Source organism: Pseudomonas sp. MWU16-30323 (assembly GCF_020515595.1).
GTDB lineage: Bacteria > Pseudomonadota > Gammaproteobacteria > Pseudomonadales > Pseudomonadaceae > Aquipseudomonas > Aquipseudomonas yamanorum.
On sequence record NZ_JAIWYM010000039.1, the window covers coordinates 1 to 15,690 of the forward strand.

General features: G+C 59.8%; 15 protein-coding genes. All 15 read left to right on the forward strand.

All coding sequences use genetic code 11. The features are described 5' to 3' along the window. On the forward strand, positions 1-814 hold an 814-nt coding region (locus LIY45_RS27445), incomplete at its 5' end, for a DUF2345 domain-containing protein (protein ID WP_226478235.1). A gap of 4 nt (positions 815-818) precedes the next feature. Continuing rightward, entirely contained in the window at positions 819-1,589 is a 771-nt protein-coding gene (locus LIY45_RS27450) for a DUF4123 domain-containing protein (RefSeq protein WP_226478236.1), read from the forward strand. A 70-nt stretch (positions 1,590-1,659) separates the two neighbouring features. Then, entirely contained in the window at positions 1,660-2,187 is a 528-nt protein-coding gene (locus LIY45_RS27455) for a DUF3304 domain-containing protein (RefSeq protein ID WP_226478237.1), read from the forward strand. Continuing rightward, positions 2,175-2,399, forward strand: a complete 225-nt coding sequence (locus tag LIY45_RS27460) for a hypothetical protein (RefSeq protein WP_226478238.1) — start codon at positions 2,175-2,177, stop codon at positions 2,397-2,399. Before LIY45_RS27455 ends, LIY45_RS27460 begins: the two co-directional genes overlap by 13 nt. 3 nt (positions 2,400-2,402) lie before the next feature. Next, positions 2,403-2,936, forward strand: a complete 534-nt coding sequence (locus LIY45_RS27465) for a DUF3304 domain-containing protein (RefSeq protein ID WP_226478239.1) — start codon at positions 2,403-2,405, stop codon at positions 2,934-2,936. Further along, entirely contained in the window at positions 2,924-3,148 is a 225-nt protein-coding gene (locus tag LIY45_RS27470) for a hypothetical protein (protein WP_226478240.1), read from the forward strand. The genes LIY45_RS27465 and LIY45_RS27470 overlap by 13 nt, the downstream gene beginning before the upstream one ends. A 3-nt stretch (positions 3,149-3,151) precedes the next feature. Beyond that, a complete protein-coding gene (locus LIY45_RS27475; RefSeq protein WP_226478241.1) occupies positions 3,152-3,679 on the forward strand; it encodes a DUF3304 domain-containing protein in 528 nt (175 codons plus the stop codon). Further along, positions 3,667-6,009 carry a DUF2235 domain-containing protein gene (locus LIY45_RS27480; RefSeq protein WP_226478242.1) on the forward strand — a complete coding sequence of 781 codons (2,343 nt, stop codon included), beginning with the start codon at positions 3,667-3,669 and terminating at the stop codon, positions 6,007-6,009. The genes LIY45_RS27475 and LIY45_RS27480 overlap by 13 nt, the downstream gene beginning before the upstream one ends. Beyond that, on the forward strand, positions 6,006-6,269 hold the full coding sequence (locus LIY45_RS27485) for a PAAR domain-containing protein (RefSeq protein WP_226478243.1): 264 nt from the start codon (positions 6,006-6,008) through the stop codon (positions 6,267-6,269). Before LIY45_RS27480 ends, LIY45_RS27485 begins: the two co-directional genes overlap by 4 nt. A 107-nt stretch (positions 6,270-6,376) precedes the next feature. Further along, positions 6,377-7,387, forward strand: coding sequence for a hypothetical protein (locus tag LIY45_RS27490; protein WP_226478272.1), 1,011 nt, complete (start codon positions 6,377-6,379; stop codon positions 7,385-7,387). Continuing rightward, the gene (locus LIY45_RS27495) at positions 7,374-10,736 is read left to right on the forward strand and encodes an ImcF-related family protein (protein WP_226478244.1); all 3,363 of its coding nucleotides are present in this window, start codon (positions 7,374-7,376) and stop codon (positions 10,734-10,736) included. Before LIY45_RS27490 ends, LIY45_RS27495 begins: the two co-directional genes overlap by 14 nt. Next, complete coding sequence (gene tssA, locus LIY45_RS27500) at positions 10,733-12,316, forward strand: type VI secretion system protein TssA (RefSeq protein ID WP_226478245.1); 1,584 nt, start codon at positions 10,733-10,735, stop codon at positions 12,314-12,316. The genes LIY45_RS27495 and tssA overlap by 4 nt, the downstream gene beginning before the upstream one ends. A gap of 23 nt (positions 12,317-12,339) precedes the next feature. Continuing rightward, positions 12,340-14,109: a type VI secretion system baseplate subunit TssF gene (gene tssF / locus LIY45_RS27505; protein ID WP_226478246.1), complete on the forward strand. Its 1,770-nt coding sequence runs from the start codon at positions 12,340-12,342 to the stop codon at positions 14,107-14,109. Continuing rightward, positions 14,073-15,170, forward strand: coding sequence for a type VI secretion system baseplate subunit TssG (tssG, locus tag LIY45_RS27510; protein WP_226478247.1), 1,098 nt, complete (start codon positions 14,073-14,075; stop codon positions 15,168-15,170). The genes tssF and tssG overlap by 37 nt, the downstream gene beginning before the upstream one ends. Beyond that, the gene (gene tssJ / locus LIY45_RS27515; RefSeq protein ID WP_226478248.1) at positions 15,151-15,687 is read left to right on the forward strand and encodes a type VI secretion system lipoprotein TssJ; all 537 of its coding nucleotides are present in this window, start codon (positions 15,151-15,153) and stop codon (positions 15,685-15,687) included. The genes tssG and tssJ overlap by 20 nt, the downstream gene beginning before the upstream one ends. The last annotated feature ends 3 nt before the right edge of the window (positions 15,688-15,690 follow it).

Consider the following 15,690-nt stretch of genomic DNA (forward strand, 5'->3'; position numbering starts at 1 on the left):
GGGGCATTTGGTGGATGCCAGGCGCAAAAAGCGTGGGGAAGGGTTTGAGCTGCGTACGGATGGTTGGGGGGCGATTCGCGGCGCCAAGGGTGTGTTGATCAGCGCGGATGAACAGGCCAAGGCTTCGGGTGACGTGCTCGGCATGCAGCCAGCCACGGCACTGGTCGCAGGGGCAAAGCAGCAAATCGCCGACTGCCAGCAAATCGCCCAGTCACACCGCAGTCGCCCGCCCGCCATTGATGGCTTGCAACGGTTTGAGGAAAGCGCCAAAGACCTGAAGGCCTCGGCCATCCTGCTCAGTGCGCCCAAGGGCATCGGCGCAGTGACACCGGCCAGCCTGCTGCTCAAAAGCGGCGAGGCGCTGTACGTGCAAAGCAACGACGAGATCAACCTGGCCGCTGCCCAGCGCCTGTCCCTTCACGCCAACCAGGCCATCTCTCTGCTGGCCCAGCAGGAAGGCATGCGCCTGGTGTCTGGCAAAGGGCCGCTGGAAATCGAATCCCACGGCGATGTGCTGAACCTGATCGCCCAGCAGGACATCACCCTGCAGTCGGTGCAGGGGCATCTGCAATTGACGGCCAAAAACGGCATCACCCTGGCTTGCGGCGGCGGTTACATCCGCATCACCCCGGCCGGAGCCATCGACATCCACACGCCCGGCAAAATGAACCTCAAGGGCCAGCACGTCTGGGAAACCACCACCAGCCAGCGTTTCCCGATGCCCGAGTTACCGCAGTCGGTGTGCGAAGAGTGTCTGAAGATCGGCCAAACGCAAGGGGCGGGCTCAGTCATGCGCACCGCCCGCGGAGGGTAGAAACATGCAAGAACACTACACACACTGGATCAAGCAGATAGAAAGCCTGTGCAGCTCCGCGAACGTGGGGCATGTCGATGTCCTGGTCGATCAAGCCGCCTGGGACGTATCCATACTGCCGACCCTTCGCCTTATGGAACCGGGCATGTCCTGGTTTTCTTTGTTCAGCGCAACGCCAGAAGAAGCACTGTTGACGCAGGCGCCCATCCTGATGCGAATCAAACTCGACGACTGGCGACACACCGCCTGGCTGGAAGAACTGGTTGGAGAGGTTGGGCATCTGCCACGCCTCATGCTGTTGATTTCACCGATGCCGTTTGATGTTTTGGCCAAGTCCCTTCAGGGGCTCTCGCAGCTTGAGTGGGGAGGCCAGTCTGGGTTACTGCGCTTTTATGACCCCCGCGTAATGCCAGAGTTGTTGGCCAGTGTGTTGAGCCCTGAACAGAAAGCGCTATTCCTGCGGGTGACCCTGTTCTGGAGCTGGCTGGACCGCGACCAGCAGCCCGTCTGGCAGCCTGGCACCTATCGGTCGAACCAGACCCTGGCTGAAACCTGCCCTCCCATCCACTTGGATGACGCTCAATTTGACCGGTTGGGCAGCCTCAGTGATGCACAAAGTTTGTTAGACGTCGCCAGGGCCAGGTTTTCGGAGTTTTCCCATGAGCAATGTTTTGCCTGGTGCTATCGCCTGGTGCTTCAAGCGAGTCAGGAAAACTACTTCGGTGATTTGAAGGTATACGCAAAGCTGCATTTGAGTAGCGAGGATATTACCTAGCGGAAAGCCGTCGGTTTTCTATTGGGATACACAAGTTTTTTCGGACCTCAGCGCAAATAAGGGGTAGGGGATGAGTTATTTAAAAGTTAGTGCTGTGTGCCGATGGCTAGGCAGTTGTTTGCTTGTGTTACTCGCCGGATGTTCGTTGGGCGAGTCAAAGTTTTTGGCGGGTGATTTGAACGGGGTTAATCATACGTCGGCAGCCATTAATTATTTTTCCGTGAATGGCTACGGTGGCGCCAATATATCTCCACATGGCTATGGTGGTGGGATGTGCTGTGCGATGTTGCCAAGGTACTGGCAGCCAGGCTTGAAGCTTAAAGTGGAGTGGGAGATTGATCCGAACCCAAATGCGCATTTACCTGCCTTAGGAAGCGACCTGTACCTAGCGGCGTATGCCATACATGAAGCCAATTACCAACAGCACAGCACCATAGTGGATCTTCCACCTTATGAAGACAGCCTGTGTGCGTTGGAAGTGCACTTTTTGCCCTGTAATAAAGTCAAGGTCTCCACGTCCTGCTGGCGTTATCCGTCACCGAATAGCCCAATCAAGGAACCGTTGGAAATGAAGGAGCCCGCTGTATGTCCGAAGTGAAGAACATCGAATCAGTGTATGTGCCGCCCTTGTTTCCAACGGCGGGGCGTCTGCCCAGTGATCCGCAGAAGGTAAGCGATAATTACGACCTGCAAATGGCCGAGACGGAGAAGTATCGCCAGAAGTTAAATGCCCAGCGAAGTTTGTATCTCTGTTGGTTCTGCGACGTTACGAACTACCGCACCCATAGGGCCAGACCGAATAAGGAGTAAGGGATGAGTTATTTGAAGGGCTATGCAGTGTACCAATGGTTAGCCGGTTGTTTGCTCCTGTTACTCACCGGATGCTCGCTGGGAGAGTCAAAATTTTTGGCGGGTGATTTGGGCGGGGTTAATCATACGTCGGCAGGCATTAATTATTTTTCCGTGAATGGCTATGGTGGCCCCAATATATCTCCATATGGCAGTCGTGGTGGGATGTGCTGTGCGATGTTGCCAAGGCACTGGCAGCCAGGCTTGAAGCTTAAAGTGGAGTGGGAAACTGATCCTGATCCTTATGCAAGGCTCAAGCGCAAACCATCCGGGTACGGGCCTGATGAAGTGGCTTACGTCAAACATAAAGCCAATTACCAACAGCACAGCGTAATAGTGGATCTTCCACCTTATGAAGACAGGCTGTGTGCGTTGGAAGTGCACTTTTTGCCTTGCAATCAAGTCAAAGTGTCCACCTCTTGTTGGGCTTATCCGTCGCCTAATAGTCCAATCAAGGAGCCTTTGGAAATGAAGGAGCCAGCCGTATGCCCGAAGTGAAGAACATCGAATCAGTTTATGTACCGGCCTTGTTTCCAACGGCGGGGCGTCTGCCCGGTGATCCACAAAAGGTGAACGATAATTACAACTTGCAAATGGCCGAGACGGAGAAGTGTCACCAGAAGTTTAATGCCCAGTGCAGTTTGTATCTCAGTTGGTTCTGCGACGTTACGAACTACGGCACCCATATGGCCAGGCCGAATAAGGAGTAAGGGATGAGTTATTTGAAGGGCTACGCAGTGTGCCAATGGTTAGCTGGTTGTTTGTTCGTATTACTCACCGGATGTTCGCTGGGTGAGTCAAAATTTTTGGCGGGTGATTTGGGTGGGGTTAATCATACATCGGCAGCCATTAATTATTTTTCCGTGAATGGCTATGGTGGCCCCAATATATCTCCATATGGCAGCCGTGGTGGGATGTGCTGTGCGATGTTGCCAAGGCACTGGCAGCCGGGCTTGAAACTTAAAGTGGAGTGGGAGACTGATCCGAACCCAAATGCGCATTTACCCCCTTTAGGGACTGATGCGTACCGAGTAGCGTATGCCATACATAAAACCAGTTACCAACAGCACAGCGTAATAGTAGATCTACCACCTTATGAAGACAGGCTGTGTGCGTTGGAAGTGCACTTTTTGCCTTGCAATCAAGTCAAGGTATCCACCTCTTGCTGGGCTTATCCGTCGCCTAATAGTCCAATCAAAGAGCCTTTGGAAATGAAGGAGCCAGCCGTATGTCCGAAGTGAACAACATCGAATCAGTGTATGTGCCGCCCTTGTTTCCAACGGCGGGGCGTCTGCCCAGTGATCCACAGAAGGTAAGCGATAATTACGACCTGCAAATGGCCGAGACGGAAAAGTATCGCCAGGCGTTGAATGCCCAACGTGGTTTGCGTGGTGCTTCCACCTGCGCACGCAGTTTGCATATCAGCTTGTTCTTTGACGGTACTAACAACAACGAACCCTACGACACCTATAAGGCCATACCGCCACATCCGACCAATATCGCCCGGCTCTACCACGCCAGCCTGGAGCAGCAGGAAACCGGTTATTTTAGTTATTACATCCCCGGCGTGGGCACTCCCTTCCCCGAAATCGGTGAGATGGACTTCAGCACGCTCGGGTTGGCCTTCGCCAATCGAGGCGAGGACAGGATCAATTGGGGGTTGTTGCGAATCGCAGATGCGATGTCCTTCGCTCTGAACAACAAGCAACGGTTGGATCTGTCGGTTGCCCAGGCCAAGCTCAAAACAATGGCCACCACCTGGCCGCTGACTGCACTGGGCAAAAACAGTCGACGCCAGGCCATGGCCTCGCTGTTGGAACCCTTGCGGGCCAAGGTCGCGACCGTGCAGCCCAAGGTGCTGGCGATCAAGCTGTACGTCTATGGTTTTTCCCGTGGCGCAGCGGAGGCCCGTACCTTCATTACCTGGTTGAGCGAGCTGTTCGATACCCCGGAAGGAGCCGAACACCCTGAGCAGGCATTGCTCGGGCTGCCGTTGACCATTGAGTTCCTTGGCCTGCTGGACACCGTGGCCTCGGTGGGCAGCGCCCATGCCGCCCCCTTTGCCGACGGGCATATGGACTGGGCTGATGGCACGCAGCGGTTGCCCGACGTCAAGACGTTCCCCGAATGGATCAAGGTCTGCCGGCATTTTGTCGCTGCCCACGAACAACGTTTGTGTTTCCCGCTGGATTCGATCCGCTACGCCGATGGCCTTTATCCCCCTTACGCCCGGGAGGTGATCTACCCCGGCGTGCACTCGGATGTGGGGGGCGGTTACCCACCGGGGGACCAGGGCAAGGCCCGAGGTGGTTCGAGCGAGTTGCTGTCGCAGATCGTGCTGCATGACCTGTATGCGGAGGCTTTTGCGGCCGGTGCACCGTTGATGGTCCCTGAGAAGGTGCTGCCGGATAAACTGCGGCAGATTCAACCTTCGCGAAAAATGGATCCCGGTACCGGGAACGAGTTCGACTTCTCTCCGATTTTGATTGGCCGCTTCAACGCCTGGCGCAGCACTTTAGGCCTGGCCGAAGAAAACACCCCACCAACCCCATCGGTCGCCGAACCTTTGCGCCTGGGTCAGTCCCTCGAAGACGCCATGGCCGCGCAATTGGCCTGGCTTACCGGCTGGCGCATCGAGCGCCTGGCCCGTGGCAGTTATGTCAATCAGCCCTTCTTCGGCGAAGCCACGCAGACCAATGCTTCGCAGGAGAAAACCCAAAAGGCTATACGTGACAAAGAGATCGCCGACGCCAAAAGAAAACGCAAGGAGGTAGGTGGTCAGGAGAACGAAGCACAGCTTCTGTTGGGGATGGCCAGCCCGCCTCCTTACGAGCCGGTAAAGGACCAGCAGCAGATCCGCGAAGCCGCCGTGGAGTTCGAACACGACTACCAGGGTTGGCGGCGCGATCAGACCAGCGTGCAAGGTTGGGTGCTCGATGTGGCGCTCAGGGACACGGTGTACCTGCTCAATGATGACGACGAGCAGCGTGAGCATGAGCGGATCAAGGCCGAGGGTGAAATGCGCGCCAATGAGCTGTTTGTTGAAGTCGGGAAAAACCTCAATAAGTTTCGCGTCAGCGATTCGCCGCAGAAGGCTGCGGTGGTCGCGCTGTTTGATGATCAGGTGCATGACTCGCGTGCCTGGTTTTTGCACGACGCTACGAGTTCACGGGAGTTGTGGGGGGATTACTTCCGTTACCGCATGGTGTATTTCGACGGCGAGACCAACAAGCGCATGACCCCGATGGTGGTGGCCGGGCGTGTGGTGGGCATCGCAGTGGTGCTGGGCGGGGCGTACAGCCTCCGTCGCCATGGCTGGAAAGGCATGGCGGGCACGCTGGGCGCGGCGTCGGTGGGGTACCAGGTGATCAACGTCGTCAGTGGCAAAGTCGAACCTTTCCTGCCGGGGGCGGAGAAAATCCTGCAACCGACCTTCGCGATCGGTGAAGTGGTGGCCCAGCAAACGCAAGCCCTTATCGAGGCGGAAGAGTCCCTGCGCATGCAGAACATGCTCGACTATCTGAAACGTACGGGTGGCTTGGTCGAGCAGGTTCAGGAGCGGGTGTCATGATGCCTCTGGTGCGGGTGGGTGATCCGTTGCGGCCCTTTGGTGGTGAAGTGTTGTCGGGACACTACGAGGCCTTTGGTAAACCCGTGGCCTGTGTAGACGATCAAGTGCGCTGCAATCTGCATGGCATGACGCACATTGCCGAGGGCGCTTCGGGTTCTACCATGGACGGCAAACCGGTGGCACTGCACGGGCACCGTTGTGCCTGCGGCTGTGAGTTGGTCAGCACCCTGGCGGTTACGTTTATGAGTGTCGCGCCATGAATGGCCCCCCTCAATACCCCGACGTTATCGAACCGGGCGAACCACGCTGGAGGCGCTGGTGGCTAGGGTTGACGCTGCTGTTTGGGGTGCAGTCGGCCGTCTTGCTGATGCTGTGGCCCAAGGAGCAAACGCGCCTGGAGTCATGGCTCTGGGGTGCAGTGTTGCCGCTGTGCGGGGCGCTGGTGCTGGCTGTGCGCGTGTTGGCTTGGCAGATTGAGCTGTTCAACCGCAAGGTGTATCTGCGCACCGTGGAAGCCACCCTGCAGCGTTGGTGGCAACGGCGTTCTCTCGGTTTGCCGGTGCAGGACGTGTTGTTGCTGGGCCCTGCGGGTGACAGGCAAGAAAACTACCTGAATGTGATGCGCGGCGCCCAGCCACCCTTGGCGATACCCGGCGCCGCCCAGCCCAGGCTGCGGTGTGCGCTGTCGTTGGGGGTGATCACCGAGCGTGCCCCTGCCTTGGCCCAGCGCCTGGCTCGCTTGAGCCTGACGCTCCATGGGTTACCGGAGTGCTGGCCGCAGTTACGGGCGGTTGCCTGGGTGGGGGATGAGAGCAACCGGGCGGCTTTCGCAGAGGCGTTGGCCCGAGCGGGACTGGTGTTGCCGGAGCCCCGTTTGCCATTACAGAACCTGACTGATTTGGATGACCTGATCGATACCTATCATCGCGATTGCCGTGACGAGGGCGATTGGGTGCTGTGCGCCGGCGTGGTGTCGGTGCAGAGCACCGACGAAGGCGAACTGCCCGGCGAAGCCGGCTTCCTCTGGCGGGTAAGCCGACAGGGCCGGCAGTTGTTGCATCGGGGTGAGTACCAGGCGGGCGAGTCGCCAGCCGAACTCTGTACGCAGTTGCAGCGTTACGCCGGGTTGCAAGCGCCGCCAAACACCTGCCTGGCGTTGGATAAAACCAGCCAGGACGCATTCGTGGCGGGCGGTTGGTCGGCGGTGGAACATCAACTGACGGAGCAATGGGGTGTGCTGGCAGACCTGGCGCCGTTTATCGGGATGTCCCTGGCGTTGCTTCAAGCAGGAGTGGCTGGTCAGCCCTGTGGTTGGCTGAGCCAGGATGGAAACAAACGATTGGCGATTGGAGTGGCGGTGCCTCATGGCAACAGTTAAGGACGTAAGCAAGGGCTCGTTGGTGCGCGTGGGGTTGGGTTATCTGCTGATCATGACGCTGGTGGTGCTGCTCGGTGGCCTGTTGTATGGCTTGTGCAGCGGCTATCTGGGCTGGCCGAAAATTCCCATCAGGCAATTGCTGCTGTGGGGGCTGGGGGTGTGGTTCGCGCTTTGCTGGTTCTGCCCAGTCGTTTTGCTGGCCTGGGATCGTCTGGCGCTTCGCCTGGCGGGGCGGGTTGTGGGGTCGGTTGCCGAAACGCCGACCTCGCGATTGAACCAGCAACCCTCATCGCCAGTTGAGGCTAAGGCAGAAGCGTTGCGCAAGCACCTGGGCAAGCGCTATGGCTATTTCTGGCGCCGCAAAGTCCGTCTGCTTTTAGTCATCGGCGAACCCGATCAAATCAAAGCCATCGCTCCGGCCCTGGCCGCTCAGCAGTGGCTGGCAGGCCAAGGCACCGTCCTGCTGTGGGGCGGCAGTGCCCAGGCCAGGCTGGATCAATTATTCCCTCAACAATGGAATGGCCTGAGCCGCTGGCGCGCACTGGACGGTGTGGTCTGGGCGCTGAATAAAACCCAAACCGCCGATGACGCGGCAATGGCCGCAGGCGTGCGCGAAGTACAGCGCCTGGCCAGCGACCTGAAGTGGCAGTTGCCGTTATACCTCTGGCAGGTTTGCGACAGTGAGTGGCCTCAGGACACGCGCAAGGCGCGCCCAGTGGGCTGCCTGCTGCCCGAGCGTTTCTCGGCGCCAGCGCTGGAAACCTGCCTGACCGGCTTGCTGGAGCCTCTGCGTCGCGAGGGCCTGGCGCAGATCAGCACGGTGATGAAACATGATTTTCTGCTGCGCCTGTCCCAGGATTTGCAGAGCGAGGGCATCGCCCGCTGGCGTCACACACTGGCGCCTTTCGGCGATACGTTTGCCCATGATGTGCCGCTGCGTGGCCTGTGGTTCAGCCTGCCGGTGCAGCCATCACCCCATGATCGGCAACATGACTGGTCGGTGGCCCCGGTCTGGAGCGGTGTACTCGGCGATAACCCTGGCCATCGTCGCCTGGGCTGGAGCGCACCGCGAGTCGGGTATGCGTTGATATTGGGTTTGGCGCTGGTGTGGGGCGCCGGGTTGCTGCTGTCCTTCGCCAGCAACCGTGTACAGATCGCCCAGGTAAAAACCTCATTGGCTGCAGTGCAGCAGGCGGCAAGTCGCGACGAGCAACTGAGGGCGCTGAACGAACTGGTGCGCGAACTGGACCGTCTGGCCTACCGCGCTGAGCACGGCGCTCCCTGGTACCAGCGCTTTGGCCTGAACCACAATCAGGCGCTGCTCGATGCGTTGTGGCCGCGCTACGTCGAAGCCAATAACCGCTTGATCCGAGACCCGACCGCCGCCCATTTGCAACGCCAGCTCAACGCGTTGATCAGCCTGCCTCCTGGCAGCGAACAACGGGCGGAGCGTGCTCAGGCGGCCTACGAACAGTTGAAGGCTTACCTGATGATGGCGCGCCCGGCAAAAGCCGACGCCGCCTTCCTGGTCAACACGTTGGCCAACGCCGAGCCAGTGCGCGACGGTCTGTCGCCTAACCTTTGGCGGTTCTATGGCGAACACTTGGCGGCACATCCCGGTTGGGCGATCCAGGCCGATGCGAGGTTGGTGTCGTCAGCCCGTCAGGTCCTGCTCAGCCAGTTGGGCCAGCGCAACGCCGAAACCCATCTTTACCAGCAGGTCCTCGACGCAGCGACCAATCAATACCCGGCGCTGGGCGTGCAAAGTATGGTCGGTGAAACGGATGCACTGGCGCTATTCCATACCAACGCCCATGTGCCTGGCGTGTTCACCCGCCAGGCCTGGGAAGGGCAGGTCCGTCAGGCCATTGACGATATCGCCGAGGCACGCCGTGAAGAAATCGACTGGGTACTCAGCGACAACCAAGCCGATATTGCCACCCAACTGACCCCGGATGTGCTCAGGGAACGCCTCACTGAACGTTACTTCCAGGACTACGCGAGTGCCTGGCTGGATGTTCTCAACAGCCTGCGCTGGAACCAGGCCAGCAGCCTGAGTGAGGTGATCGACCAACTGACGCTGATGACGGATGTTCGCCAATCGCCCTTGATTGCCCTGATGAACACACTGGCCTATCAAGGGCAAGCCGGCACCCGCAGCCAGGCCCTGGCCGACTCGCTGGTGCAATCCGCACAGAAGCTGATCGGCAACGACAAGGCGCCCGTGATAGACCCACTGGCACACGCACCGCGCAGTCCGCTGGAGGCCACCTTTGGCCCATTGTTGACCCTGCTGGGCAAAGACCCGGAGGGCAAGGCCGACAACGACCGGTTGAGTCTGCAAGCGTTCCTGACCCGTGTCACCCGGCTGCGCTTGAAACTGCAGCAAGTGAGCAACGCCCCCGACCCGCAGGAAATGACCCAGGCACTGGCGCAAACCGTGTTTCAGGGCAAAAGCGTAGACCTGACGCAAACCCAGGCCTACGGCAGCCTGGTCGCGGCCAGTCTGGGGGCTGAATGGAACGGGATCGGCCACACCCTGTTTGTGCAGCCGTTGGACGAAGCCTGGCAGCGGGTGTTGCAACCTTCGGCTGCGGGCCTCAATCGTCAGTGGCAGCGTTCGATTGTGCGTGATTGGCAGAGTGCGTTCACCGGGCGCTACCCGTTTGCACAAACCAGCAGTGATTCCTCGCTGCCCATGCTGGGCCAGATGATCCGCGCCGACTCCGGGCGCATCGAACAGTTTTTGCGCAGCCAACTAAGTGGCGTGCTGCGCAAGGAAGGCAGTCGCTGGGTCGCCGACCCGCGTCATAGTCAGGGGTTACGCATCAATCCGCAGTTTCTGGCGGCGATCAATCAACTGAGTCATCTGGCCGACGTGATCTATACCGACGGCGGCATGGGCTTGAGCTTCGAACTCCAGGGCAAGGCCGCCCGGGACATCGTGCAAACCACCTTCATCCTCAACGGCGAACGGCACCACTACTTCAACCAGAAAGAAAGCTGGCAGCGTTTCAATTGGCCGGGGCGCAGCGACTACCCAGGGGCGAGCCTGAGCTGGACCAGCGTCCACACCGGCGAGCGCCTGTTCGGCGATTACCAGGGCACCTGGGGCCTGATTCGCCTGTTGGAGAAAGCTCAGGTCACCCCCTTGGACGACGGTGAGAGCCGTTACCGCATGGTCCTGAAAGCGCCTGACGGCCTGAACCTGACCTGGCACCTGCGCACCGAACTGGACGCCGGGCCGCTGGCGTTGCTCAAGCTGCGGGGCTTCACGCTGCCGCCGCAGATATTCCTCAACGAGGGCGCTGTAGCAGAACCCTATGCACGGAACGAGGGCTTTGAATGAGCCTGCATACCTTAATCACCCAATGTCTAGGCAGTCGCGACCCTCTCGCCTTGGCTCTTAGTCAGGCCGGACGCTGGCAACCCTGGCTCCACCCCATCAGCCCCCACTCGCCGGCAGGCGAAGACCCAGGCTATGACGATGACTTTCAGCGCATGCGCGAGGAGATCAACCAACTGTCCGGCGCGGATGCGGAGCGGGTGGCTCAACTGGCAGAAAAGCTGCTGGTCCACACCTGCAAAGACCTGCGCGTGGCCACCTATTACCTATGGGCGCGCTTGCAAAAGGACGGGGAGGCCGGACTGGCTGATGGCCTGACGTTGCTTGCTGCATTGGTGGAGCGTTTCGCCGCCGATGTACTGCCTGTGCGTTCCAATAGCCGCAAGATGGCCCTGGAGTGGCTGGCCAGCGGCAAGGTGTTGGACAGTCTGTCGCTGTACCCCGAAGTGGTGCGCAGCGAAGCGGAGCGCACGGTGGCGGCGCTGGCCTGGCTGGAACGCGGGCTTGAAGCCTGGCCACAGGATCAGCGACCCGCCTTGGGGGCGTTGTACGGTGCACTGTCCGCCCGGTTGATGCAGTCCGGCGGGGTGGATGCGTTGGTGCCGCAGCACAGCGCCAGCCATGAGTCGAATGTGCACACGGCGTCGACCGCCACGGCCATCAAGTCCGGGCGCGATCTGTTGGACAGCGGCAGGGCGCTGGCGGGTTATTTGCGCGAGCAGCCCCAGGGTTGGCTGGCGGCCCATCGGCTGATGAAGAGTTTACGCTGGGACACGGTGCACCAGGCGCCGCCTGAGGAAGCCAGCGGCAATACGCGGCTGGCGCCCCCCCGTGGTGACTATCGGGCACAGCTCAAGCGCTTGTACCTGCAACAGAGCTGGACTGAACTGCTCGATCAGGTCGAGCGGATATACGCCGAAGGCGTGAACCATTTTTGGCTGGATTTGCAGTGGTACCTCTATCAGGCACTCAGCAAGCAGCCCGCGCCGCAAGACAGTTGGGCGGACATCATCAAGCGTGACCTGGGTATGTTCCTTGACCGCCTGCCGGGCCTGGAACTGTTGCACTGGAACGACGGCACGCCGTTCGCGGACGAGATGACCCGTGACTGGATCACCCAGCACGTCAGTGGCAATCGCGGGCAGCAATGGTTGCCCGCACCGAAGGCGGCGCCAAGCAGCGCGGACGCAGACATTCTGTCGTTGGAGAGTGAGGCCCTGGCGCAGGCCGACAGCGACGGCGTAGACGTCGCACTCGCGTGGCTGGCTGCCCGGCCCGACGTGCAGACCGGCCGCCAGCGCTGGCTGCTGCGCCTGTTGATGGCGCGCGTGGCGGAGTGCTACGGCAAGAACGACCTGGCCATGCATCTGCTTGGAGAGCTGGACGCCAGCGCGCAGCACCACGGGTTGGCTGTGTGGGAGCCGCAGCTGAACTTCGAGGTCAAGGCACGCCTGCTCAAGCTGTTGCGTCTGAAGGCGCAACGCACCGATGCCGACAAACCCTCCCTGACCCGGCGCACCGAGGCGCTGCTGGCAGCGCTGGTCGCAATCGATCCGGTCAGCGCGGCTGTGCTGTGCAGCTAACCCTTTTTCATCTGGAGTCTTCCTTGAGCATGGATAATGTGACACTGCACTACTACGACGCCGAAATGCGTTACCTGCGCGAGGCCGGCAAGGAGTTCGCCGAAGCCTTCCCGGAACGCGCGGCCCAGCTCAACCTGGATCGACCGGGTGCGCAAGACCCTTATGTGGAGCGGCTATTCGAAGGGTTTGCGTTCTTGATGGGGCGTCTACGGGAGAAACTTGATGATGACTTGCCGGAGCTGACCGAAGGACTGGTCAGCCTGTTGTGGCCGCACTATTTGCGCACCATTCCGTCGCTGTCGGTGATCGAGCTGGTACCGGAGCTGGCGCAGATGAAACGCAGCGAGTCAATTGGCAAGGGCTTTGAAGTGTTGTCCCAACCCATCGGCCCACAAGGCACCCGTTGTCGTTACACCACCACTCAGGATCTGACCTTGCAGCCACTGGCCCTGGAGTCGGTGCGACTGGCGTATGAGCCAGACGGCCGTTCGCTACTGCGCCTGCGCTTTGCCTGTGGCGCATTGTCGGACTGGAGCCAGATCGACCTGAGCCGCCTGCCGCTGTACCTGAGTGCCGATGCGCCACTGGCCAGCGCGTTGCACCAGGCGTTGACGCTGAACACCCAGGCGCTGTACGTGCGTTGGCCGGAACAGCAGGAACGCCACGCACTGGACGGCCATTTTGTGCCCAAGGGGTTCGCCGATGAAGATCGCTTGTGGCCCAAGGGCGATAGCGCGTTCAGCGGCTACCAGTTGCTGTTGGAGTACTTCACGTTTCGCGAGAAGTTCATGTTCGTGACCCTGTGTGGTCTTGAACAACTCAGCCCCGACGCCGGTACACCCTGGTTCGAACTGGACGTGGTGTTGCGTGAGGCATGGCCGCGTGAATTCAGTGTGAGCCGCGAACACATTCGCCTGCATGCGGTGCCGGTGATCAATCTGTTCCCGCTGGAGGCCGACCCGCTGAACCTGGAGCCTTTGCAAACTGACTACCTGCTGCGGCCCATGCGCTTGCAGGACGGTCACACGGAAATTTATTCGGTCGACCAGGTGACCTCGTCAAAGAGCAACGTACGCCACGACTATGTGCCTTTCAGTAGCTTTCGCCACAAGGGCGGCTTGCTGCGTGATGACGCGCCTGAATGGTATTTCCATACCCGTTTAAAACGTTCGGCCAAGGGCTTGCATGACACTTGGCTGATCCTCGGCGGTGACGGTTTCGACAAGGATCAACTGGGTAACCATGAGAGCCTGTCGTTACGCTTGACCGGCACCAACGGCCTGTTACCCCGCAAGGCCCTGCAAAGCACCTTGCTCGACACCGTCGTGCAGTCCACCCAAACCGGTTTGCGGGTCCGCAACCTGTGTGCACCCAGCTTGCCGTGCTACCCACCCAGCCGTGATCGTTTTCATTGGCGCGTACTCAGCCATCTGGGGTCCAACTTCCTGCCGATGCTCGACAATGCCGAGGTGCTGCGCGGCACCCTGGCGTTGTACGACTGGACCGGCAGTGAGCTGAACAGGCGTCGCCTGGAGGCGATTGTCGAGGTGCGCCACCATCTGGTTCAGCGCTTCGAGAAAGGCTTTCTGCTGCGTGGGGTGGATATCGAAATCGTCCTCGATGCCAATGGTTTTTCAGGGGAGGGCGACATCAGCCTGTTCGGCGAGATGCTCCATCGTTTCTTTGGCTTGTATGCCGATATTCATTTGTTCAACCAGCTCACGCTGATCCTGCAACCTACTGGAAAGTGCCTGCGATGGAACGAGAACCACAGTCAGCGTATTCCCGGCTGAAAGCCGCCGGTTTACTTGAGGCCCTGGGCGGACGGATCGCCGAGGCCAACCTCTACCGGTTCTGCCAGTTGCTGGAAAAAGCCTTGCCCGATCAGCCGCTTCTGGGGAGTACCGCGCACCCTGCGGATGACCCGGTGCGCTTTCGGCCTGACCCCGGCATGGGATTTCCTGCGGGGGAACTAAAGGCCATCGAGACGTGTGAGGACAAGCCTGAACTGCCTGCCACGGTTCGCACGTGCCTGATGGGGCTTTACGGCGTCGACTCGCCGATGCCAACGAGCTTCCTTGACGATATCGCCCAGCGTCGAGAAGGCCATGAAGCGTTGGAGGCGTTCCTGGATATTTTCAACCACCGGATCTTCACCCAGTTCTATCGTATCTGGCGCAAGTATTCATACCCGGCGACGTTCGAGGCGGGTGGCACTGACGCAACTTCACAATGCCTGCTGGGACTGATCGGCCTCGGGATTCCCGGAACCGCCAAACAGATTGCCACGCCGGTTTCACGCTTCCTGGCGTTGCTCGGCGTCATGCGGCTGCCCACCCGCAATGCCGAAGGCATCAGTGCATTGGTCAAGCTGTTGGCGCCCAACACCGAGGTACGGGTGACGCCCCATGAGCCGCAAAAAGTAGCGTTGGTTCTGCCGGCCAGCCTGTCGAGGCGGCATCCGGTGAGTTTGTCCCAGGGGACGCCGTTGGGCAGCGTCGGCGTTGATGCCAACAGTCAGTTGAATCTCGCGCTGTTCACCGAGGACTTGACCGAAGCGCGGGGCTGGTTGCCGGGCAACCCATTGCACAGCGACTTGCTGGTGTTGCTGCGGGTATATCTGGGCTGGCGTTGCACCGCGAAATTGCAACTGTCGCTGCCGATAAACAGCCTCCCCAACCCCGTATTGGGTGGCCCGCCGGTGCTGTTGGGCATGACCGGCGTATTGGGGCTGGGCAGCGAGGCCTTGCAGATTGAGGAACACCCAACCATCACCATCAATCTGGGCCGATACCAAGGCCTGCACAGTAACCCCCGGTTTAGAGAGGCACAGCATGTTGCGTACGGTTTTTAATCTATTGAGAGTGGCGCTGCTTGGCGCATTGCTGAGTGGATGCGGGCTGACTCAGACGGTGAGCGATACCACCACGTCTGTGGCCAAGGCTATCTTCTATAAGCAAGTGAACACCCTGCATCTGGACTTTACCGGCCGAGCAGGGACCAACACTGATGTGATGGACATGACAGGCCTGACTGTGCCGACGGCAGTGCGCGTGTATCAACTGCGCGACAACACAACCATGGACAAGGCGACCTACGACAGCGTGTTGAGCAATGCTGACAACGTGCTGCGTGCCGACCTGCTGGACCAGCACGCCTTAGTGATCAAACCTGGGGAGGGCGCACAGCTGGATGTGCCGCTGGATAAAGACGCTCAATTCGTCACCGTGGTGGCGTTGTTCCGCACGCCCGATACCCGGATGAACACGTGGCGCCTGACCCTGAGCCGCGACGATCTTGACCCGGACCGGGCAAGGGTGATTGAGCTCGGCAACCATCGACTGGCGCTGAAGCCATCGGCACAGGAGTAAGTC

Coding starts and splice junctions, on each gene's coding strand:
- LIY45_RS27485 (WP_226478243.1), top strand. CDS start 6,006: ATGATGCCTCTGGTGCGGGTGGGTGATCCGTTGCGGCCCTTTGGTGGT.
- tssJ (WP_226478248.1), top strand. CDS start 15,151: ATGTTGCGTACGGTTTTTAATCTATTGAGAGTGGCGCTGCTTGGCGCA.
- LIY45_RS27495 (WP_226478244.1), top strand. CDS start 7,374: ATGGCAACAGTTAAGGACGTAAGCAAGGGCTCGTTGGTGCGCGTGGGG.
- LIY45_RS27455 (WP_226478237.1), top strand. CDS start 1,660: ATGAGTTATTTAAAAGTTAGTGCTGTGTGCCGATGGCTAGGCAGTTGT.
- LIY45_RS27475 (WP_226478241.1), top strand. CDS start 3,152: ATGAGTTATTTGAAGGGCTACGCAGTGTGCCAATGGTTAGCTGGTTGT.
- tssA (WP_226478245.1), top strand. CDS start 10,733: ATGAGCCTGCATACCTTAATCACCCAATGTCTAGGCAGTCGCGACCCT.
- LIY45_RS27470 (WP_226478240.1), top strand. CDS start 2,924: ATGCCCGAAGTGAAGAACATCGAATCAGTTTATGTACCGGCCTTGTTT.
- LIY45_RS27490 (WP_226478272.1), top strand. CDS start 6,377: ATGCTGTGGCCCAAGGAGCAAACGCGCCTGGAGTCATGGCTCTGGGGT.
- LIY45_RS27450 (WP_226478236.1), top strand. CDS start 819: ATGCAAGAACACTACACACACTGGATCAAGCAGATAGAAAGCCTGTGC.
- LIY45_RS27480 (WP_226478242.1), top strand. CDS start 3,667: ATGTCCGAAGTGAACAACATCGAATCAGTGTATGTGCCGCCCTTGTTT.
- LIY45_RS27460 (WP_226478238.1), top strand. CDS start 2,175: ATGTCCGAAGTGAAGAACATCGAATCAGTGTATGTGCCGCCCTTGTTT.
- LIY45_RS27465 (WP_226478239.1), top strand. CDS start 2,403: ATGAGTTATTTGAAGGGCTATGCAGTGTACCAATGGTTAGCCGGTTGT.
- tssG (WP_226478247.1), top strand. CDS start 14,073: ATGGAACGAGAACCACAGTCAGCGTATTCCCGGCTGAAAGCCGCCGGT.